16 protein-coding genes and 1 riboswitch are annotated in these 20,432 nt (G+C 66.7%); of the genes, 2 read left to right on the top strand and 14 right to left on the bottom strand.

The features are described from left to right. Positions 1-26: 26 nt before the first annotated feature. Positions 27-1,061, bottom strand: coding sequence for an AAA family ATPase (locus tag ACIA12_RS12635; protein WP_396367056.1), 1,035 nt, complete (start codon positions 1,059-1,061; stop codon positions 27-29). 239 nt (positions 1,062-1,300) lie between these two features. Between ACIA12_RS12635 and ACIA12_RS12640 the strand changes: the two genes are divergently transcribed. Beyond that, positions 1,301-2,179 (top strand): hypothetical protein, encoded by an 879-nt coding sequence (locus ACIA12_RS12640; protein ID WP_396367057.1) that lies wholly within the window; start codon positions 1,301-1,303, stop codon positions 2,177-2,179. Here ACIA12_RS12640 and ACIA12_RS12645 read toward each other — a convergent pair. The 8 genes from ACIA12_RS12645 to ACIA12_RS12680 form a co-directional block, all read right to left on the bottom strand. After that, positions 2,176-2,448, bottom strand: coding sequence for a hypothetical protein (locus ACIA12_RS12645; protein ID WP_396367058.1), 273 nt, complete (start codon positions 2,446-2,448; stop codon positions 2,176-2,178). The two genes, ACIA12_RS12640 and ACIA12_RS12645, sit on opposite strands and share 4 nt — an antisense overlap. A gap of 21 nt (positions 2,449-2,469) precedes the next feature. Beyond that, positions 2,470-2,539, bottom strand: a riboswitch (guanidine-III (ykkC-III) riboswitch). Positions 2,540-2,550: 11 nt separating this feature from the next. After that, complete coding sequence (locus ACIA12_RS12650; RefSeq protein ID WP_396367059.1) at positions 2,551-4,833, bottom strand: right-handed parallel beta-helix repeat-containing protein; 2,283 nt, start codon at positions 4,831-4,833, stop codon at positions 2,551-2,553. A 66-nt stretch (positions 4,834-4,899) separates the two neighbouring features. Further along, entirely contained in the window at positions 4,900-5,790 is an 891-nt protein-coding gene (locus ACIA12_RS12655) for an aldo/keto reductase (RefSeq protein ID WP_396367060.1), read from the bottom strand. Between the two features lie 74 nt (positions 5,791-5,864). Then, positions 5,865-8,351, bottom strand: a complete 2,487-nt coding sequence (locus tag ACIA12_RS12660; protein WP_396367061.1) for a LamG-like jellyroll fold domain-containing protein — start codon at positions 8,349-8,351, stop codon at positions 5,865-5,867. Between the two features lie 164 nt (positions 8,352-8,515). Further along, positions 8,516-9,625 (bottom strand): lactonase family protein, encoded by a 1,110-nt coding sequence (locus ACIA12_RS12665; RefSeq protein WP_396367062.1) that lies wholly within the window; start codon positions 9,623-9,625, stop codon positions 8,516-8,518. A gap of 91 nt (positions 9,626-9,716) precedes the next feature. Next, positions 9,717-11,300, bottom strand: a complete 1,584-nt coding sequence (locus tag ACIA12_RS12670; RefSeq protein WP_396367063.1) for a CocE/NonD family hydrolase — start codon at positions 11,298-11,300, stop codon at positions 9,717-9,719. Positions 11,301-11,386: 86 nt separating this feature from the next. Continuing rightward, positions 11,387-12,304, bottom strand: coding sequence for an oxidoreductase (locus ACIA12_RS12675; protein WP_396367064.1), 918 nt, complete (start codon positions 12,302-12,304; stop codon positions 11,387-11,389). A 41-nt stretch (positions 12,305-12,345) separates the two neighbouring features. Beyond that, complete coding sequence (locus ACIA12_RS12680; RefSeq protein ID WP_396367065.1) at positions 12,346-13,827, bottom strand: M36 family metallopeptidase; 1,482 nt, start codon at positions 13,825-13,827, stop codon at positions 12,346-12,348. A 302-nt stretch (positions 13,828-14,129) separates the two neighbouring features. Here ACIA12_RS12680 and ACIA12_RS12685 point away from each other — a divergent pair, with 302 nt between their 5' ends. Beyond that, positions 14,130-15,206, top strand: a complete 1,077-nt coding sequence (locus ACIA12_RS12685) for a winged helix DNA-binding domain-containing protein (RefSeq protein ID WP_396367066.1) — start codon at positions 14,130-14,132, stop codon at positions 15,204-15,206. A 48-nt stretch (positions 15,207-15,254) separates the two neighbouring features. Here the strand turns inward: ACIA12_RS12685 and ACIA12_RS12690 are convergent, their stop codons facing one another. From ACIA12_RS12690 to ACIA12_RS12710, 5 genes are all read right to left on the bottom strand, one after another. Then, positions 15,255-15,485 carry a hypothetical protein gene (locus ACIA12_RS12690; protein ID WP_396367067.1) on the bottom strand — a complete coding sequence of 77 codons (231 nt, stop codon included), beginning with the start codon at positions 15,483-15,485 and terminating at the stop codon, positions 15,255-15,257. Positions 15,486-15,748: 263 nt separating this feature from the next. Beyond that, positions 15,749-17,404, bottom strand: coding sequence for a type IV secretory system conjugative DNA transfer family protein (locus ACIA12_RS12695; protein WP_396367068.1), 1,656 nt, complete (start codon positions 17,402-17,404; stop codon positions 15,749-15,751). After that, positions 17,401-18,189, bottom strand: a complete 789-nt coding sequence (locus ACIA12_RS12700; protein ID WP_396367069.1) for a M48 family metalloprotease — start codon at positions 18,187-18,189, stop codon at positions 17,401-17,403. Before ACIA12_RS12700 ends, ACIA12_RS12695 begins: the two co-directional genes overlap by 4 nt. Before the next feature lie 353 nt (positions 18,190-18,542). Continuing rightward, positions 18,543-19,700, bottom strand: a complete 1,158-nt coding sequence (locus ACIA12_RS12705; protein ID WP_396367070.1) for a hypothetical protein — start codon at positions 19,698-19,700, stop codon at positions 18,543-18,545. A gap of 9 nt (positions 19,701-19,709) precedes the next feature. Next, positions 19,710-20,333, bottom strand: coding sequence for a hypothetical protein (locus ACIA12_RS12710; RefSeq protein WP_396367071.1), 624 nt, complete (start codon positions 20,331-20,333; stop codon positions 19,710-19,712). Between the last annotated feature and the right edge of the window lie 99 nt (positions 20,334-20,432).

Raw genomic sequence — 20,432 nt, forward strand, 5'->3', positions numbered from 1 at the left:
AACCCGTGGGTCTGGTCGGTTGGCCACTAGACGAACTCGGGGCGTCCGCTGCCGTCGGTACCGTCGCGCCAGACCGGCTGCGGCGGCGGGACGGTGGCCAGGATCCGCTCGACCACGGCGCGGGGGTCGATGTTGTCGGCGACCGCGTCGAAGGTCAGCCCGAGCCGGTGCCCCATCACGTCGAGCGCGATCGTCTGGATGTCGCTGGGGAGCAGGTAGTCGCGCCCGTGGATCAGCGCCAGCGCCCGGCCGGCCGAGACCAGGCCGAGGGTGGCCCGCGGGCTGACGCCGAGCTCGATGATCGGCTCCAGGTCGGGCAGGTGGAAGTCGGACGGCGTCCGGGTCGCCATCACCAGGCGGACGGCGTACTCCGCGACCAGGTTGTGGACGAAGACCTGCTCGGCCGAGCGCTGTAGCTCCATGATCGTCTCGGGCTTGAGCACCTGGCGGGCCTGCGGCGGGTCGACGCTCATCCGGCGGAGAATCTCGAACTCCTCGTGCCCGCGCGGGTGCGGCACGTCGATCTTGACCAGGAACCGGTCCCGCTGCGCCTCGGGCAGCGGGTAGACGCCCTCGGACTCGATCGGGTTCTGGGTGGCGATCACGATGAACGGCTTCGGCATCGGGAACGTCTGGCCGCCGATCGACACCTGCCGCTCGGCCATCAGCTCAAGCATCGCCGACTGCACCTTGGCCGGGGCCCGGTTCACCTCGTCGGCCAGGACGAAGTTCACGAAGGTCGGGCCGAGCTCGATGTCGAACGCCTCGCGGGTCTGCCGGTAGATCCGGGTGCCGACGATGTCGGACGGGACCAGGTCCGGGGTGAACTGGATCCGGGCAAACGAACCACCGACCACCGACGCGAAGGTCCGGACCGCCAGCGTCTTGGCGACGCCGGGGACACCCTCGAGCAGGCAGTGACCCTTGGCGAGCAGCGACACCATCAGCGTCTCGACCATGTGCTCCTGGCCGACGATCACGCGTTTGATCTCGCTGATCGCCTCACTGACCAGGTGTGACTGCTGGGCCACCGACCCGGTCGGCACAGTGGTTTCGGTCATGCCTGTCCTTCCGGGGTCCTGGGTGCGGACCTTGTCTTCGCTCGGGAACTGGCGCCCATTCCATCAGATCGCCGGACCTGGGCACGCGCGCGCCCCGCCCCGCTCCCCTCCTATCCTGCCCAGCCGCTCAAATCCGAACACCCCGTACTCCGGCCTGCGGCTCCCCGGCAGCCCCGAGTCCGGCGTACCGGGCGGGCGCGGGCGACATGGCTACCGGGGATGTGGTGGGATTGGAGGTGATGACCGCGACCGACTCCCAGACCGACACGGCGACGCCGGCCGAGCCTGAGGCTCCTGCCGAGCTGCCCGCCGGGGATCCCGCGCGGGCCGTACCGGACGCGTTGCCGTTGCTGCCGGAGGACCCGCCGCGGGTCGGTGACTTCTGGCTCCGCGGCCGTCTGGGCGCCAATGCGGCGGGCTACCTCTACATCGCCGCAGACGAGACCGGCCGTGGCGCGGTCGTCGCGATGATGACCGAGGGCTCCTCCGACGACGCCGCCGCCCGCGACCGGTTCATCACCGCCGTCGACGAGCTGCCCGACGGCGTCGTACTCGCGCACAACGACGAGGACGACGAGGAGCTGGCGCTCTGGGCCGCGCTCGGACCGGTCCGCGTTGACGATGGTTCGAGCGCAGCCGGGGACGAGCAACTGATCGCCGAGCGCCGCGGCGAGGACGTCCTGTCCGCAGTACTGATGGACCGGGTCCCGCCGATCGGCCGCGTTCGCGGGCCGGACTTCCGGCACTATTGGGAGAACCGCCGCCGTCCGGGCCTGTTCCGGCTCTGGCCGCTGCCCTGGCCGTCCGCGCTCAAGCCCGCCTCCTGGCTCGCGGTGGCGCTCTCGCTGCTGACGATGGCCGTACTGATGGCAGTGGCGATCCTGGTCGCCTGGCTGATGTTCAGGCACTCGCCCGTCGTGGAGCCCGACCCGCTCATCCCGCCGCCGGACCGCACGTTCACCGTCACCGTCACGCCGACCACTCCGCCACCCAACTCGAACGGCACGGAGAGCCCGACCACCCCCGGAGGCACCCCGTCGGAGACCGTCACGGTCCCCCCGCCGGGCTCACCCGGAACAGGTTCACCGGCGACCCCGGAGCCCGGCGACCGGTTCTAGCTTGAACCGTTCTGGCGCACGGTGCTGGGCTTGGCGGCCCGGAGCAGGCTCAGCAGCCCGATCAGGCTGACGAGGGCCCAACTGCCTTCCAGCAACAGGAAGCCCCAAGAGCTCTCGACCGCGGCGATCACCGCCAGCACCGCCGACCCGATCAGGTTCAGCAGTTGGTACGACAGCGTCTTCTGCTCGAGCCGTCCTGCCTGCGCAGCCGCAAAGGCCACCAGGACGGTCAGAGCACCAACGATCTCGATCACATCCACGACATGCATGAGCTCGGCCCCTCCAGGGACCGGCGTCGTCTTGTCGGGAACCGGGTACGGCGCCTTCTCGTCCGGAGGCCCGCCGGATCGCCGGGCCTCCGTCCAGAGTACCTACAGAGCGTGCCGGATCGCAGTTGCCTTCGTCACCAGCTGGCTGGCCGCGGCCGCCGGGATCTTCGTGCCTGAGTTGGCTTTCACCTCGACGACGAACGCGATCAGCAGCACCTTCGCCACCGTTTTGTTGTTGGCCTTGATCGCGAGCCGGGTCTTCTCGAGCTTCAGCACCAGCGAGGTCTCGAGCGCCTTCTGCAGGTGCAGCGCCTTCACCTCGGCGATCAGGTCCGTCAGCATCTTGTCCGGGCTCGGCGGCGCGACGGTCTCGGCGAACTCGACCGACCCGGCGTCACAGTTCGCGCCGAGCGGGCGGGGCTGCAGCCGCTGGTCGTCCTCGGTCGTGCAGCTGGCGATCGGCACCCGCCCACCGAGTGGGCTGGTTGTTGCCGGCAGCCGGTAGCCGTTCGACAGTGCGCCGAGTTGTGGGTCGGCGGCCGTCACGAGGTCGGAGGCGATGGTGCCGCAGGTGGCGTCTCGTAGTACGGAGAATCCGCCGGAGACACCGTTGAAGGCGCCGCCGACGCCGGCGCACGCGGTACCGGTGATCGGCAGCACCAGAGCGCTGCGGCTGATGGCGACCGTGGCGGCCGGTACGGCGGCGATGTGCGCGCCCGTCGTCGCCTGGTCGTCGGCCATCGTCACGTGGGTGAGGTCGACGTGCGTCGCGGTGGTGAAGCTCAGCCCGCCGCCGGTGGTCGCGGTGTTGCCGTTGACAGTGCTGTTCAGCAGGCTCGCCGCGATCGCCGAGATCCGCGCGCCACCACCGGCACCGGCCGCCGGTACGACGGAATTGTCGTTGATCGTCGCCTTGTCGAACTTGACCGACTCCGCGGCCAGATCAAGGCCGGCGCCGTTGGCCGCGTGGTTCCCGTAGTACTTGCCGCCGTCGAACGTGGCCTGGTAGGCGAAGCCGACCTTGACGCCACCACCGTTCCCGGTCGCCGTGTTGGCGGAGATGACCGGCTGGAAGCCGCCGACCGAGCCCGCGCTGAAGGCGTACACGCCGCCACCGTCGGTACCGGCGGTGTTGTTCGTGATCTCGTTGGAGTCCAGCCACAGCGCCGAGGTCGGCACCACGTCAGGCCCGACCGTGAGGAAGGCCAGCCCGCCACCGCGCTGCGCCGCCGTGTTGCCGATGAAGCTGCCCTTGTAGTCGTTGAAGTCGCCGACGCTGATCGCCGCGCCGCCGCCGTCGGCGGCCGAGATGTTGTTGTCGATCGGCGTCCGGTCGATGTACGTCACGGCGGTGTTGCCGCCGTCCTCGACCAGCACCGGGGTGACGGACAGGCCGCCGCCGGACACCGTGCTCTTGTTGCCCGTGATGCCGGACAGCATGATGCTGATCCCCGATGCCGGGGTGCCGCTGCGCTGCGACATCGACATCGAGATGCCGCCCAGGGCGTCAACCGCGGTCAGTCCGTTGTTCGCGACGCCGCTCGAGTACAGGTTGAGCCGGCCGCAGTTCACGCAGCGGATGCCGACCCGGCCGTTGTTCTCGATCTGGGTGAAGTTGAGCTCGGTCTTGTTGGCCGGGAAGCCCTGGCCGGTGTTGCTGATCCCGGCCCGGGTGTTGTGCGAGACGGTCGAGTTGTCGAGCACGAGCGGATAGCCGTCGACCAGCGAGATGCCCGACCCGACGTTGTTCGTGATCGTCGTACCGGTCAGATGCGCCGAGCAGTTGTCGCAGCTCACGATGCTGCCGCTGTTGTTGTGCAGGTTGCTGTTGTTCAGCGTCAGCCGGTACGGCGTGATGCCGTGGTCGAAGCTCGACCAGACGACCGACCCGCCGGGCGAGAGCACGTTGCGGATCTCCACATTGCCGAGCAGCAACTCGCTGTCCGAGCGGACGGCCGCACCCTCCAGCCCGACGGCGGCGGCGTTCGGGCCGCCGTCGACGATCAGGTCCTGGAGCTCCAGCCGGCCGGCGTGGTCCGTGCTGTCGATGATGCCGGTCGCGTCGCAGCTCTGGTCGATCGTCGAGTTGTTGCCTTGGACAACGAGTTCGTGGCCGTCGGCATGCGTCAGCGGCCCGGCGCACTCCGTCAGCGAGTAGGTCAGCCCGGCGCCGAGCGAGATGGTGTCGTCGGCACCGTTCGTACCGGCCGTCGTGAACGCCTCCCGCAACGACGTCAGGCCGTCGCCCCCGTTGACGACGTCGGCCGTCGTGGTGACGGTGATGGTGGCGGCCGTGGCGGCCGGCGCGGCGATCGCGACCAGGCCGGAGCCGAGCAGCCCGGCCAGCACGGCGGCGCGCAGACAGGACGAAGTGATTCTGGACATGTGCTATCCCCCCACAGGAATCGAACGACCAGAATCACCTAGTGGGAGGCCGGGGACAAGAGGTTGTCAGTCCAGAAGTCTGAGGAGTTCCTTGTCACGCCAGAGTTCGCCGGGAACCGATTGCCGGACCAGAGCGGCATCGGCCCGGATCTCGGCCGGGCTGGCCGCGCCGATCAGCACCGAAGCGACCGCGGAATGCCTGCCGGGGAAGGCCAGCGCGGCCTGCGGCAGCGATACGCCGTACCGCTCACAGACCGCTGAGAGCCGGCGCGCGAGGATGACCGCCGGGTCAGTCGTTTGTTTGGATTGGTCGATCTGCAGCACCTGCTTGCTCAGTACGCCGGACACGATCGCCAGCACTCCCCTGGCCTGGCAACGGTCGAGCAGCGGCGCCGCCGACCTGTCGAGCAAGGAGTACTGGCCGGCGAGCAGCACCGCGTCGAGCTCGGTGTCGCGGACGAACCGATCGAGTAGCTGCCAGTCGCCGGCAGCCGCTCCGACAGCGCCGATCACCTGCTCGGAGCGCAGCTCGTCGAGGACTGGATAAGCCTCCTCGATCGCCTGTTGCCAGTGCTCTCCCGGGTCGTGCAGCAGGACCAGATCGATGCTCAGACCGAGCCGCTCGCGACTCTCGACCAGCGACCGGCGGATGCCCTCGGCGGAGAAGTCAGCGGTGCCGTCGATCGTCCGGCCGACCTTGGTGGACAGCACGTACTCGTCGCGGGGGCGGCGGGCGAGCGCAGTACCGAAGCGCCTTTCGGAGCGGCCGCCGCCGTAGCTGGGCGCGGTGTCGAAGTACCGGATGCCGGCCTGGTACGCCGCGTCGACGGTGGCCGACGCGACCGCGTCGCCGGCCGGGTCCGGCAGATCACCGATCGGCGATCCGCCGAGCCCGAACCGGGGCAGCCGGAACCTGGTCGCGGATTTCGGGCTGAGAACGTGGCTCGGAGCGGTCATCTGACTGGCCCTCCCTGGTCGGCACCACTACCAGGATGCTTGCTCTGCGACCGCTTCGCATCTCGAATCAGCTATCAGCGTCCAGAGGCGTACAGCGCGCGCACCTCCGCGTCGTCGAGGGCCCGGTCGAAGAAGTGCACCTGGTCGACGGTGCCGTCCAGGTAGTCGACCGAATTGCCGCCGAACTTGGCCCGGCCGATCACGGCATGCCCGGTCGAGGTCGAGTCGAGGCTGCAGGCACTCTTGGTCGCGGCCAGTTCGCCGTCGACGTACAGCCTGAGCTCACCCTTCGCGGCATCCCGTACGCCGGTGAGGTGGTACCACTGATCCGGGTTGGGCTTGGTCGGCGCGAGGGCACGCTGGCCGGGGAAACTCATCGCGAATCGCTGGTCGGCACCGGAGTACTGCAGGAAGAAGGCGCTGTCGCGATCGCCGTCCTGGCTGACCACGGTCTGGAATGAACCGTCCGCCTTGTTCAGCTTCACCCAGGCCATCGCGGTGTAGTTGCCGGACGTGTCGAGCAACTGCGCACCGGTGTCGATGAACTGGTTGGATCCGTTCAGCGCAACGCCTTGCCCGTTCTTGCCGGGGGCAAAGACCGCGCCGTTCTGCAGCGTCGCGTCATTGGTGCCGACGGCATCTTCCGCGGTTCCGTCGAGTGGGTAGAAGTGGATGCCGTCGGCACCTGGAGTGCCCGGCGGGAGCTGCGGACCGCTCGTACCGGTGCCGTCGGCGCCCTTGATGATCTCGGTGTTCACGGCCTTCACCTGGGCGAAGTCCATCTTGGGAATCTGCCGGTCGTAGGTGAAGAAGCCGTTCAGCTCGCCCTCGACATCGGTGATCTGGGTGTAGACCGAGCCGCTGATGCCACAGGAGTTGGCCGACCGCAGTACGTCGCGCTGGTTCTCGACGTACCGGCGGGTGAGCGTCGCCTTGTCGGGCGTCATCTCGTACGCGAACCCGTCGCCGAACCACATGTGGTCGGTCGTCTTGAGGCCGAACCCACCGTGCTCGCCGTCGACGGCTACCCGATCACCAGCCGGGGATGACGTCGCCGGGCCGAGGTAGGCGTGGTGGTCGATGACGTCGCCGCGACCGGAGTCTCCGAGCGAGTCGCAGCAGTTCATCCCGCTGTGGGCGTTGACGAGCCGGGACGGATCCTGGGCTTTCACGCTGTCCGCGATCCGCCCGGTCTCGGCCAGATCCCACTCACCCCAGCCCTCGTTGAACGGGATCCAGGTGGTGATCGAGGTGAAGCTCTTGTGCTCGTCGACCATTTCGCGCAGCTCGGCCTTGAACTGGTCGCGCCAGGGTCCGGCCGGGATCGGGTCGGGCTTCGCGGCCGGCATGTCCTGCCAGACCATCAGGCCCAGCTGGTCGGCGTGGTAGTACCAGCGATCCGGCTCGACCTTGATGTGCTTGCGCACGGTGTTGAAGCCGAGCTTCTTGTGCTGGACGAGGTCGAAGGCGAGGGCCTCGTCGGTCGGGGCCGTGTTGAGTCCGTCCGGCCAGAAGCCCTGGTCGAGAGTCGACAGGTTGAGGAGGATCTTGCCGTTGAGCGCGAGCCGGAGTTTGCCGTCGGCACCCTTCACCTTGCCGACCGAGCGCATCCCGGAGTACGAGCCGACCTCGTCCTGGGTCTTGCCCCGGTCGATCAGCTTGACCTTGAGCGTGTAGAGGAACGGGCTGTCCGGCGACCAGAGCTTGGGGTTCTTGATCGGCAGCTTCAGCTCGGTGTCGGCCTTGCCCTTCACCTGGCCGACGAGCTTGCTTCCGTCGTACGCCGTGGCTTCCACGTCGAGGCCGGCCGGTCCACTGGTCTCGGCGGTGATCTTCAGCGAGCTGCTCGGCAGGTCGGGGGTGAGCTGCAGCCGATCGATCGAGGAGGTGGCCACGGGCTCCATCCAGACGGTCCGCCAGATGCCGGAGCTGCCCTGGTAGAAGATCCCGTGGTCGCTGACCTCGCGCTGCTTGCCGATCGGCTGGAAGGTCTCATCGGTCAGGTCCTCGGCCCAGACGATCACCTCCTGCGGACCGGACCGTTTGAGCACGTTGGTGACATCGACGTCGAAACCGTCGTAGCCGCCGCGGTGGGTCGCGACCTGGCGGCCGTTCACCCAGACCTTCGCGTCGTAGTCGACGGCGCCGAAATGCAGCAACAGCCGCTGCCCCTTCCAGCTGCTCGGCACGGTGAAGGTTCGCCGGTACCACATCCGGTCCTCGTGCCGCTGTACTCCGGACAGCGCCGACTCGATCGGGTACGGGACCAGCACCTGCTCGGCCAGCGTCCTGTCGAATGGCGGGGCCTCCCCCGTGGCGGCCGGGGCGAACTCCCACAGGCCGTTGAGGTTCTGCCACTTCTTGCGGGTGAGCTGCGGCCTCGGGTACTCCGGGAGCGCGTTGGTGGGCGAAACGTCGTCGGTCCAGGGCGTGCTCAACGGCGGGGTTCCCTTGTGCCAAGTGGTCTCTTGTCCGACTGCCTGTTGGGTGCCGGTGGCGAGCGCGGTCGCGGCCAGCAGGCCGGCCACCGCGGCTGCCACCGCGCGACGTCTGAGATGCATGGGCTTCCCTCTCGTGGGCGGAGAAAGGTCAGTCCGTTGGAAACGATCCCGTGACGGGGCGTGACCGAGCGGACACGCCCGTCATTCAAGGCGCGCCAACACAAAAAGGCAAGAGTTCAGCCAAAATCAAACATTGGCCGACCGGTATCGGCCAGCCCGGCAGGTCAGCCCGGCAGCACGCAGACCGGGATCGGGGCGGTGAAGGAGGTCTTCGGGGTCAGGCCGCCGGACTGGGTGTCGACCGCGAAGGTGGTGACGTTGTTCGACCGCTGGTTGGAGACCAGCAGCAGCTTGCCCGTCGGATCCAGCGTCACATGACGTGGCCAGTCGCCGCCGCAGGACGGCGTACCGATGCGCCGCAGGCTCGCTCCGCCGGACTCGACGGCGAAGATGGCGACGCTGTTGTGCCCGCGGTTGGTGAGGTAGACGAAGCGGCCGTCCGGCGACACGATGACCTCGCCCGGGTAGTTCGTCGGGCCGGCGGGCGCGGTCGCTTGTGCGGTTCCGGGAGTGACCTTGCCGGTCACGCCGTCGTACTGGAGCACCGTGATCGTGCTGTTGAGTTCATTGGCGACGTAGGCGTAGCGGCCGCTGGGGTGGAAGGCGAGGTGGCGCGGGCCGGCGCCGGTCTTGACCTTCGCCTGGCTCTTCAGGGACAGCTTGCCGTTGGCAATCGTGTACGTGTAGATCGAGTCGGTGCCCAGGTCGACGGCCAGGACGTAGTTGCCGGTCGGGTCCTGGAGGACCTGGTGTGCGTGCGGCGTCGAGCCCACGTGCTTGACCAGGTCGGTCCGGGCGCCGAGGCTGCCGTCGGTCCTGACCGGGTGGACGGAGATGTCGCCCGAGCCGTAGTTGGCGCTCAGCAGGTACTTGCCATTGGCAACGAGAGCCAGGTGACAGGGGGCGTTTCCACCGTTGGGTTGACGATTGAGCACCCGGAGCTGGCCGGGTGCGTCGACGGCGATGGCGGTCACGCCGCCTGACGACTGCTCGTTCACGGCGTACAGGTTGCGGCCCGACGGTGACAGGATCAGGAACGAGGGGTCCTGCACGCCGGCCAGTACACCGGTCGAGGTGAGCTGGCCGGTCGCCACGTCGTACGAGGCGATCCCGATGCCGGTACCACCGCCCGACTCGGAGGTGTAGGTGCCGAGGTACAGCGTGTTTGAAACGGCTCGGCAAGTCGCACTCGCGCTTGCCGGGACAGTGCCGACAGCTGCGCTCCCGACGACAGCGGCGGTGAGTCCGAGGAATTGGCGGCGGCTCGTACCCATGACACATCCTCCGAGCATTTAGGTAATGATCCGACCACAAAGAGTGGCCTAGCTCGGCGGATGTGGCAATAGGCACAACTTAGGTTGCAAACTACGCAACTGGGACCGTCAGTGATGAGGGGTTGCCGGCGGGCGAGCTGAAGGTGACCGAGCTGCCGAGGCCGCTGTAGCCGAGATAGCGCGGATCGACGGTGTCGACCACGAGCACCAGGTGATGCCCGGCGGGCACCTCCCAACTGGTCGCCTCCAGCCTCAGATCAACGGTCTTCGGCTGCCCGGCCGTTGCCCCACGCAACGTGTACGGCTTGTGCGAGACGAGCGATCCGACGCCCAGCGCGTCGACGTCGTACAGGTAGGCGAAGAGCGAGGTGTCGCTCGCGCTGGGCGTGACCTTCAGGTGCAGTCGGGGAGCACCGTTGACCACTGTTTTGGTGCTGTACGCCGGACCCGACCAAACCCCTGCGAAGGTCCGATCGACGAGTTGAGTGGCGACCCCGACCGGGATCGAGAGCAGGCCCTGGAACGCACCCGAGAGCAGCGCGACGCCACTGTCGGCCACCGTCGGAACGCCGGCGCCGATGCCGTTGGACCAGCCTGTGGAGGCCGTGGATTGCAGGGATCCGGTACGCGATAGGCCGGTCGGCTTGGTCAGGTACGAGGTCTTCTCGGTGCCGACCGAGGCCCAGTCCGGGTAGCTCCGCCAGACGTTCCGCTGCGACTTCAGCTGGACCGGCGCCTCCTGGTCGGCGCCGTTGTCCGCGCCGGTGAGGAAGTGCCGCAGCCAGGGCGCGAGCTCGTCCCAGACCTCGTTGGGCAGACCGATCGCGCCGGTCACCTCGGGGGTCGCATGGTCGCCGTGCGCGAGCAGCAGCCGCTTCGGTCCGGTCAGCTGAGTGAAGAAGTCGGTGTACTGGCCCGGCGGGAAGATCGAGTCCTCGAAGGCGTTGGCCAGGAAGACCGCGGGATGGTTCGCGTTGATCTGACCGACCACGGTCTTGGCCGACCTGACGGGCGCGAGCGCCGTCGCGTCGGTGATCGCGCCGTCGAAGTCGCCGGTGATGAACTTTGTCTGCAGGGCCTGCATCTCCGGCCCTGGCCGGCCGGTGACGTTGCCGGCGGCAAGCAGTCCTGCCACGGCCTGGAGACTGACGGTGTCGTTGGGGTGGATCGAGGCGATCAGATCGGCCCAGCCGCTCAGTGCGCCGACCGCCTTGATCCGTGGGTCGCGGGCCGCGGCCAGCAGCGAGACGCCGGCGCCGTACGAGATACCGACGGAGGCGACCCGGCTGGTGTCGGCGGGTGTGTGACCCGCAGCCCAGTCGATCACTTCGGTGACGTCAGCAACGGTCGGCGGGCCGGCGATGTCGATGCCGCCGGCGGAGTCCCAGAATCCACGGCTGGTGTAGGAGATGACCTGGAAGCCGGCCTTGGCGAGTTTGCTGCCCTGGCCGACGTACTCGAGGTTCGGCACACCCCAGCTCGACGGCATCACCACGAGCGGGAACGGGCCGGCGCCCTGGCCGGTCGGGGTGAGCACGACGGCACCTAGCTCGGTCCCGCCGGCACCGGGGATGCGCTGGTACGACGTACTGAAACCCGCGGCGGCCTGCGCTGGGACGGGAGCGAGGCCGATGCTCGCGACGAGGACGGCTAGGGCGACCACGAGTCTGCGCATCGATGACCTCCGGGCGGGGTTACTCCTCGGTTTTACCGAAGGGTAACCAGGAAATCACCGGTGTGTCACTAGCTCGTCGCTGTCAGTCAGAACGCGTCGACTCCCGTCGCCTCGACCGACCAGGCCCACAGGTCGCGGGCGAGTCGCGGGTTCTGGGCGGCCTTGCTCGGGTGGACCAGCTTCGGCTTGCCGCGGTACTCGAAGAACGACGGGCCGTAGTACGAGCCGGACGGCATGCCGGGCGTCGTCGCGGCGTACAGGCTGGGCCAGGCGCCGGCAGCGGCGGACTGGGCGACGAGGTTGGTGCCGATCGCGAGGAGCCGGGCCTCCAGGCTGATGCCGCCGAGTTGGGGTCCGGACGACTGCAGGTGCGTGCGGGCGTAGCCGGGATGGGATCCGACGCTGACGAGGTTCGAGCCGGCGGCGCGGGCGCGGCGGTCGAGCTCGCTCATGAAGAGCAGGTTGGCGAGTTTGGATCTGCTGTAGGCATCCCACTTCGCGTAGCCGTTCTCGGCGCGGAAGTCGGCCTGGCGGATCGTGGTCGCCGTCTTGTGCATGAACGAGCTGACGGTGACGACCCGCGGGGCCTTCGCCTGCAGCAGCAACGGCAGCAGACGGGCGGTGAGAGCGAAGTGGCCGAGATGATTGGTGCCCAGCTGCAACTCGAAGCCTTCAGCGGTCTGCCGGTACGGCGGTGCCATCACGCCGGCGTTGTTGACCAGGATGTCGAGGCTGTCATACGTCGCGCTGAAGCTCTTGGCGGCCTCTTCGACACTGGCCAGCTCGGCCAGGTCGAGCTCGAGGATTCTCGCGTCCTTGCCGGTGGCGGCCTTCAGCTTCGCGGCGGCCTGCTCGGACTTCTCCGGGTTGCGGGCGGCGATCGTCACCTCGGCGCCGTGCTTGAGGAGTTCGAGGGCGGTCTCGTAGCCGAGTCCGCTGGTCGCGCCGGTGACGAGAACACGGCGTCCGGTCAGGTCGGGGATGTCCGAAGTGCTCCAGCTCATGCGCCCACAGTAGTGGTGGGCGCATGAGCCTGAGTCTGGTACTAGAGGATCTTGCGCGCCTTGAAGGCGGTGGTCACCTGAGCGGCGGCCGCCTTGCCGTAGAGCAGGCGAGCCGACTGCACGGTCACCCGGGCGGCGTCGGCGAACGAGGTGTCCGGCGCGTAGAAGAACGTGCCCTGCAGGATCACCTTGTTGGCCTTGGTCCGGCCGAGTGCCTTCTGGATGTCCCAGAGCGCGTTCGACCAGATCTCACCGTCGTCGTGCACCTCACCGTCGATGTCGTCGGTGGTCTTGCCGGTGTCGGTACGGCGCAGGCAGTGCTTCGGTCCGTCGGTGTACGACGTGGCGTCCCAGTCCATCACGCACGGGATGTCGTAGTTCTTGCTGACCGGGATGGACTGCTGGACGGCCCAGTAGTCGCCGAAGCCCTCGCCGATGGCGCCGGCCTGCTCCGACTCACCGAAACCGGGAACGACGTCGTCCTGGATCGCGTGACCGTACTCGTGCCAGATCACCTCGGCGTCCTCGGCGTCGTCGACGCCACCCTCGCCCATCGTGATGACGTCGGTCGACGGGTCGTAGAACGAGTTGTCGCCCTCGAAGGTGTTGATCGAGAAGTCCTGCGACTCGCTGTTCACGTCGCTGAAGCCGAGCGAGTGGATGTACTCCTGGGTCTGGTTGACCTGGTAGTACGCCATCACCTGCTCGAACTTGTCGTTGGCCCGCTGGTATACGAAGTGGTTGTTCTTGTTGACCGCCACCCCGCCCTTGGCCTCGGCGATGTTGACGTAGGTGCCGTTCAGCTTGCCCGAGCCGTCCAGGTTGCGCAGGATGACGTTCTTCTGCGCCAGGAACAAGGCGTTCTGGTTCTTGTCGTCCTGGTCGGTCAGGTCCTCGTTCTTCAGCGTGACGACCGGGTTCGGGTCGAAGACCGAGCCGGTGCCGTCGATGTTGTCGCTGATCACCTTCGACTCCACGACCGTACCGGTCTTGGCGTCGACCAGTGAGCGGCTGACGCCCTCGGTCGAGCGCGACGTGACGTTCCAGACCAGCTTGGCGTTCGGTCCGCCGAGCACGGCCAACTGGGCCGCACCCTGGGTCGCGGCCGGCGTCGGGGTGACGTTCTTGCCGCCTGTGCTGCGGCTACGCGCGGCTTTTGCGGTGACGGCCGTGTTGGCGCTCTTCGTCGCGCTGGCCGAGGCGACCTTCGCGCTGACGTCGAGGTTGGCCGGTACGGCGTCGCGGCCGTCCGCGATCTGCACCTTGCCCGACTTGTCGACGTGCTTCGCGTAGTACCCGCCGATCACCGGCAGGCCCTTGAACGTCTGCTGGTACCAGTAGTGCTTGCCGAGCAGCGAAGTCTTGGTCTTGATCAGCTTCAGGTTCGCCGGAACCGCACCGGCTGCCTGGCTGCTCGCCGGCGCTGCCCCCGCCGCGCTGGTGAACGAGATCCCGAGTGCCAGCACCACTCCAGTGGTGGTGATGGCTGCGATCGCCTTCCGGCGACGCGACTGCTCCCTCATACGCATTCCCTCCCAAGGTGGGCGAACGACCGTGGTGAAACGACTACGATCCGTCGCGACCCTAGTTCGCCCGGCACCGTCGTGGGAAGCAAAACTTTGCGTCACCCCGGGTTGGCAAGGGAAAACATCTAGTCAGCGGCTGCCACTTCCTACCTCCTCCTTATCGACTCGGCTGGTGCTGCCCGGAATGGTTGCCCGATGGCCACCGGCATGCGGTCGCCATCGCTTCGATTGCGTACCGGCCCGGATCGAGGCCTTCGCCGGCCGCTGGCGTTGACCTCGCCGAGGGGAGAGGATCGGCCATGACCAAGCTGAGCCTGCGAGCCCAGAACAGGGCCACTCTCGACCGCCAATGGCTGATCTCCCGTCGCTCCGCCACTGCTCTCGAAGCGATCGAGCACCTGGTCGGCATGCAGGCACAGATCCCGCTGGCTCCCTACATCGGCCTGTGGACCCGCCTGGTCGACTTCGACCCTCTCGAGCTGGCCGACCTTATGGAGACTCGCCAGGCCGTCCGCGGCTCCCTCATGCGAGCCACCATCCACCTGATGTCCAGCCGCGACTTCCTGGCCATCCGCGGCCTCATCCAGCCCCGCCTGGAACGTGAGGTCTACTCCAACACGACGTACGGCGGCAAACGCCTGGAAGGCCTGGACATGCAAGCCGTCCTAGCCGCCGGCACCGCCCGCCTCGAAACCGCCCCCGCCACAGCCGCCGAACTCCGCGACCACCTGGCCCCCCTCTGGCCCGACCGTGACGCCCCATCCCTGGCCCACGCCGTCCGCTGCCTACTCCCCACCATCCAGATCCCTCCCCGCGGAGTCTGGGGCAAGTCCGGCAACCCCACCATGTCCACCGCCGACCTCTGGCTAGGCACCCCCATCACCCCCACCCCCGACGTAGACGCCCTGGTCCTCCGCTACCTAGCCGCCTACGGCCCCGCCACAGTCCTGGACGCCCAATCCTGGTCCGGCCTGACCCACCTCTCCGAGGTCTTCGACCGCCTGACCCTCCGCACCTACACCGACCCAGACACCAACCGCCCCTTGTACGACCTACCCGACCAAGTCCTCCCAGACGAGCGCTGCGAAGTCCCCACCCGTTTCCTCCCCGAATACGACAACCTCCTCCTCTCCCACGCCAACCGCGCCCGCTTCCTCCCCACCCCTCTCCCCCTCAGCAAAGGCGCCATCCTCCACGACGGCCACCTAACAGCCCTCTGGACCCGCCCCAAACCCACAAAAACCCCAACCCTGCAAATCCAACCCCTAACCAAACTCACCCCAACCACCCGCAACACCATAGAAACCGAAGCCCAAAACCTCCTGGCTTTCATAGCCCCCACAGCCACCACCCCCGAAATCCGCTTCCTCCCCTAATGCACGAACAGCCCGACCCCAAAGGGTCGAGCTGCACGTGGCCAGCGCCTACGAGCGCCGAATCTGCAAGAGCAGAGCCGACACCGCAGCCACAAGCGGCAAAAGCCCCGGAGAGAACACCGCGACGGCAGCGACCACGATGAGGACGACCTGAACAGCCTGCCGAAGCAAACCAGTAAAGCTCGCTATCAACGAGGTAAGTGCAACCAAGTTGGCATTCCAACGCTCAACTCTCTTGACGAAAACAGTGCGCGTACGACGGGTGTTGGTGGCAACCATAGGATCTCACTCCTGATAACAGGTGAAAGTTCGCCACGGTTGGACCAACAACCACAAGGCGAATCGATCACAAGTGAACGAAAGCACCTTGTAGTACTTTTGTTTGAGACCTCAGGCTACCAATCAGACTGCAGCCCCGCCATCACCAACCCATCGGTCCGATCCGGGTATGATCGTTGCCGTCGGCCGAGGTGGACCAACACCGTTGAAGCTGATGAGACCGCGGCGCATCTATGGATCTCACTCCGTGCGCCGCGGTCTGCTTATGCTCTGAGGTTGACGAGGACCGGACCGACCCGAGCTCCGTTCGAGCGTGCCAGCGAAATCAGCGCATGGCCGGCCGGTACACCCGTGATGATGTCGGACACAGTCCACCGCGCTCGTTCGACCCTACGGATGCTGTAGCCAGACGTCTGGCTGTTACTCCGGCCATCCGGCATCCCGCGCTGGTTGTACTGCGTCCCCGACTGCGCACTGCGGCTGATGGTCGTCTCGTTGACGTACTGGTCGCCGAACCATTTCGAGAACACGTCGGCGTCCTGCGGGTCGATGCCCCCGAACACCGCCTTGCACCCGGTCGAACCGAAGATCGTCGCGCGAACCTCGATCGGAAAGTCCGACATCGTCTGTGAGAGCAGGACCAGGCCTGCATTGTTCGACCTCAACTTCTGGACCCCCCTCGCCACGTAGTCGTCGACGAACCGGCCGGCCTCGTCGATCACCAGAGCCTTGAAGATCGAGCGGTCGGTCTCAGAAGAGGAGGTGATCTGGACGAACTGCGACACCACGAGACGCGCGAGGATCCGCGAGGCGTCCGGATACTCTGCCTCAGGAAGAGAGACCCGAACCCTCACGGGCCTGTTGAGATCGCGCATCTGGAAAGTCGGGCCGGGGTGATCCAGCAGCTTCCGAAGCGCAGGGCGGTCCAACAAAGCAAATCGTTCCACCAGGCTCGCAGCGGGGTCGGCTGTTCGAAGGGTCTGGTTCTTCCGCGTATCGAGAAGCGCCTTCATCTCCTTCGCGCCAGGACCCTTGAGGCGTTCTTTCACCCTGTCGATCGAAGACTGCTCTGCACGGAGCAGGCCGAGTAGCTCAGGAACTGTAGGCCAACGCTCATACGCCGCTTCGAACGGTGCCAAACATGCGTAGAGAGCGTTCTTCGAAGCATCGATGAAGTAGGCCTTGTCGTCGCTTACCGCAGGTGGCAGAAGAGCCGACGCAAGCCGGTCTGCCGCAACATCCGCCGTTCGAGAGCCGCCGAAAAGGCTGAACCCACACGTTGGGTTCAAGGGGTCGATAGTGACGTCGAACCAGCCGTCATAAGCGAAGTCCGTGCCCTTTGGATCGACCACGACCATGCTCGCCCTGCCGGTGAGCGCCGCCAACGAGAGATGCTCGACGATCGGCGTGGCGATGCCACGGGTCTTGCCCGAGCCTGGCGGACCGATCACCAAGAGGGAGGTCCTCAGCACGTCGAGGTCAATGCCGAAGTCCCCGGTGATCTCGAAGTCACCACGGTGGTCCGGTACGACCTCGCCAAGTCTGACTTGGCCGGCCAACAGGTTGTGGCGTGCGAACCGCCGGCCCGGCAGATCACGCTGTTGCGATGGGTGGACCAAAGCAGCACTGCGATCACGCTCGATCGCCTGCGCCAGTCGTTCTAGCTCCGGCGGGTTGGCAACCTGGCCGCGAATCGCATTGGTCAGACGCGCACGATCGACGTCGTTGAAGTCAGCGCTCGCCGCAAGATCATCCAACTGCGCGGCAAGGCCCGGGTGCGTACCTCTAATCGACTCCCACGGAGGCGCGACCGGCCCCGCGGGGGCTCCAGTCGGAGCATCCGCGGGGCGAGAAACCGACTCCGCCATGGCCGTCAGTTTCTTCTTCAGGTTTTCGAAGTGTTCGCGGCGTTTGGTCATGGTCGACTGTTCTGGAGGTAGCGCTCGAGTGCTGTGATGCGGTCTGCCACGGACGGGTGCCTCGAGTAGACAGCACCTCTCCAACCGGCCGCGCGTCTCGCGACATCTTCTCCCTGTGCCTGCAGCTCGTACAGGAATGCGACGGTATCGCGCGCGTACCCGAGGTCTGCGGCAACTTGGTCCGCCATCAGCTCGGACTTCCTGGTGAACCAGGCGAGTGGAATCGGAACGAGGAATGGCAGAACTGCATAGAAGGCCCAGCCCCAGCTGCGATGAAAGATCCAGGAATCAAGCGCCAGGCCGACGGCGCTGAGGAAGAGAAAGGCAGCAACCAGACACCCGACGACCGGGTTGGTGCCGGAGATCGCCCGCACCAGGCCCGCTACAGAGCGGCCAGGCAACGCGTACCAGAAGACCACCAGGGCCGTCCACGTGTTCCCGCCTCGATGATGACCCAGTTCGTGAGCCAGGACGGCCTGGAGTTGCCGGGGCGGCAGGGAGTTGAGGGCCCAGCGTGTTACCGCGATCGACTTCCCAGCCATCGCGTAGCCATTGATGTCGTCCGACTCCTCGATCCACAGCTTGTAGTACTGCGGATCGACGTGAACCTGGGAGCAGACGGCGCGCCATGCCACGTCAAGCTTCTGCTGCTCGAGCATCGTCGGGCGGCGAAGGCGAAAGAGATACCTGGCGAGATAATCCTCAGTGCGAGGCCAGAAGATCACCAGCCCGGACAGTATCCAGATCACCACTGGGACCACGGTGGCGAAGCCATCGAAGAACATCGCCGACAGCGACGAGACAACTCCGAGGCTCCAGATCACCCACGGGATCCCGAGCAACAGTTGAGCCGCTGACGGAACCGTGATCCTGGGTCCCTGTGGAGTAATGGGCGTCGATGAAACCGGATCGCTGAAGGAGAACGATCCGGGCGCATAGTCGGGTGCATCCGGTGCGCCACCTTGAGGACCCCCCGCGGGCGGTTTCCAGTCGTCAGGCGAGAACCCGCCCGGCTTGTCGCCGTTGCCGTCAGAGCCGCTCATGGGATGCCTTCGATCCGCCGGACGGCTGCACAGTTGAGGATCCCTTCACTGAGTACGTTTCCATGGTCGTCGACCTGCCTGAGCGTTGCCAGTCGTCAGTACATCGACACATGCACATGGTCGTAGTGACCACCAGTCGCATCCGTCGGATTGTAGACGCCGCCGCCGTTGTACGGCCGCCATTGGCCTGTTCTCGCGCTCCAGATCTTCCCGTACCAGATGACGTAGCGAACACCCGTGGTCGCCGCCGTCTGGAGGGTCCAGTTCGCTATCTGATCGCCTCTCGCCTTGGCAGGCGGCGACTTGCGGGAATCGGCGCCGACCATCACGTCGCACGCTTTGCCCTTGGGGTGGTCACTGGTCGGATTCCATACATGGGCGTCCCAGCAGGAGATGCTTGGATTCGGCAGCGCCGCCCTGGCCTTGGCCACCCACGCTGCAGTCCTGGGTGTGACCATTCCACCTGTGCCGGTCGGGTCTGGAATGCTCTGCTCCTCCGGCGGCCAAACTCCCCCGATGGGGCGCCCACTGACAAGCCCACCACCGCATTGAGCCGCAGCATCCGCCGCCGACGGGACGGCGCGAATCGGACGCGGCCCGGGGCGCCCGCGTCCTGCGTACGGATCACCTGCCCTGTTCAGATCGATCCCGGCCTCTTCGGCAATGTCACGAGCGGTGTCCTCGTGACGGGCATAGGCGTCCGGGAAGGCCGAGACCTGGACTGCCTGGGCGGCAACCGTGTACGGCATCGAGTCCCAGCCATTGATGTCCACCAGCCCTGGCGGGCTCGGCGGCTGAGAGCCTCCGAAGAACGCCTGGGCGGCGTAAACAGGATCCATGATCTGTTCCGCCGTCCCCCAGCCCGCCGCCGGACGCTGCTGGAAAAGGCCGACGGAGTCGCGATCACCGTAGGAAAGGTTTTGCAGTTGCGACTCTTGCAAGGCGGTCATCAGGGCAACCAAAGTGGCCTGTCCCGGAAGCCCTCGCGACACAGCTACACCATCGATGATCTTCGCGTACGCGATCTGAGTAATCCGCAGCGGTCCGTCCGGCATCGGATCACGAGCGCCTCCGGCGATTCCGGGCGGACACGCAGCATTGATCTGATCCCCTCTCGCTCCGAACGGTGCAAGCATCACGACGACCATCAGAATCAGCAGGCCGCCGGCTGCCGCGACCTTGGTGGCGACTCCCCTCGCACTACCGAGACCCGCTGCATCGGCCAGGTCTCTTGCGCTATACATCGCGCTCACCACGGGCGCTCATGGCCCGGTACCGCCGTCGACGGCACTGACCAGCCAGCGACCCGCATCCGGAGTCATCGTCAGCAGAAGCGGAATCTCGAACTGCGAAGGGTCCTTGCCCGTAGTCGCAACCGTGACCGTGACGAGTCTGGTGATCCGGGTCGGAGTGTCGACCGGCGCGGTGTCCGGGCGTGGCGGACCCAGAGCGATGGACACCACCCTGGAGGTCCCACCCGAGGCTTTGAGTGCGTCATAAGTGGCATCGCCGGTGCTGGAGAAACTCGATTCCAGTTCTGACGTTGTGAACTCAGCCGCTCGTCCCACCAGCTGTCCATAAGTTTCGGTGGCCGGCGTGCGCGTATAGAACAGCGTTGCCCACTTCTTCGCTGTGTCGTCCGCTGAAGTGGTCTCCAGCGCGCCTGGGCGCTGGGTCTGGATAGGTGGTGTGGTCAGGGATGGGGTGGCACCAGAGGTGACGCTGGACAGCGGGCTGCCGGGCGTCTGTGGTGCTTCCGTACCCGATCCACCAGGCGTCAGCACGCCGATCGGTCCCTGATCCTCCGAGCCACGGTGCAACAGCTGCGGCAATCCGCCGCCGATGCCGAGGACCAGGATCGCAAGCAGCAAGATGACGACGATCACCCCAACCGGACTGGCGGGTTCGCTCGTGCGCCGATCGCGTAACGTCGCGCGTTGGCGGGCAAGATCTTCACGTCGACGATCCCGCCGCGAACGACGGCT

It is taken from the genome of Kribbella sp. NPDC051620, from assembly GCF_044453825.1.
Lineage (GTDB): Bacteria > Actinomycetota > Actinomycetes > Propionibacteriales > Kribbellaceae > Kribbella.

Excerpts from the sequence above, each read along its gene's own strand:
- ACIA12_RS12635 (WP_396367056.1), bottom strand. The coding sequence starts at position 1,061 with ATGACCGAAACCACTGTGCCGACCGGGTCGGTGGCCCAGCAGTCACAC.
- ACIA12_RS12640 (WP_396367057.1), top strand. The coding sequence starts at position 1,301 with ATGACCGCGACCGACTCCCAGACCGACACGGCGACGCCGGCCGAGCCT.
- ACIA12_RS12645 (WP_396367058.1), bottom strand. The coding sequence starts at position 2,448 with ATGCATGTCGTGGATGTGATCGAGATCGTTGGTGCTCTGACCGTCCTG.
- ACIA12_RS12650 (WP_396367059.1), bottom strand. The coding sequence starts at position 4,833 with ATGTCCAGAATCACTTCGTCCTGTCTGCGCGCCGCCGTGCTGGCCGGG.
- ACIA12_RS12655 (WP_396367060.1), bottom strand. The coding sequence starts at position 5,790 with ATGACCGCTCCGAGCCACGTTCTCAGCCCGAAATCCGCGACCAGGTTC.
- ACIA12_RS12660 (WP_396367061.1), bottom strand. The coding sequence starts at position 8,351 with ATGCATCTCAGACGTCGCGCGGTGGCAGCCGCGGTGGCCGGCCTGCTG.
- ACIA12_RS12665 (WP_396367062.1), bottom strand. The coding sequence starts at position 9,625 with ATGGGTACGAGCCGCCGCCAATTCCTCGGACTCACCGCCGCTGTCGTC.
- ACIA12_RS12670 (WP_396367063.1), bottom strand. The coding sequence starts at position 11,300 with ATGCGCAGACTCGTGGTCGCCCTAGCCGTCCTCGTCGCGAGCATCGGC.
- ACIA12_RS12675 (WP_396367064.1), bottom strand. The coding sequence starts at position 12,304 with ATGAGCTGGAGCACTTCGGACATCCCCGACCTGACCGGACGCCGTGTT.
- ACIA12_RS12680 (WP_396367065.1), bottom strand. The coding sequence starts at position 13,827 with ATGAGGGAGCAGTCGCGTCGCCGGAAGGCGATCGCAGCCATCACCACC.
- ACIA12_RS12685 (WP_396367066.1), top strand. The coding sequence starts at position 14,130 with ATGACCAAGCTGAGCCTGCGAGCCCAGAACAGGGCCACTCTCGACCGC.
- ACIA12_RS12690 (WP_396367067.1), bottom strand. The coding sequence starts at position 15,485 with ATGGTTGCCACCAACACCCGTCGTACGCGCACTGTTTTCGTCAAGAGA.
- ACIA12_RS12695 (WP_396367068.1), bottom strand. The coding sequence starts at position 17,404 with ATGACCAAACGCCGCGAACACTTCGAAAACCTGAAGAAGAAACTGACG.
- ACIA12_RS12700 (WP_396367069.1), bottom strand. The coding sequence starts at position 18,189 with ATGTTCTTCGATGGCTTCGCCACCGTGGTCCCAGTGGTGATCTGGATA.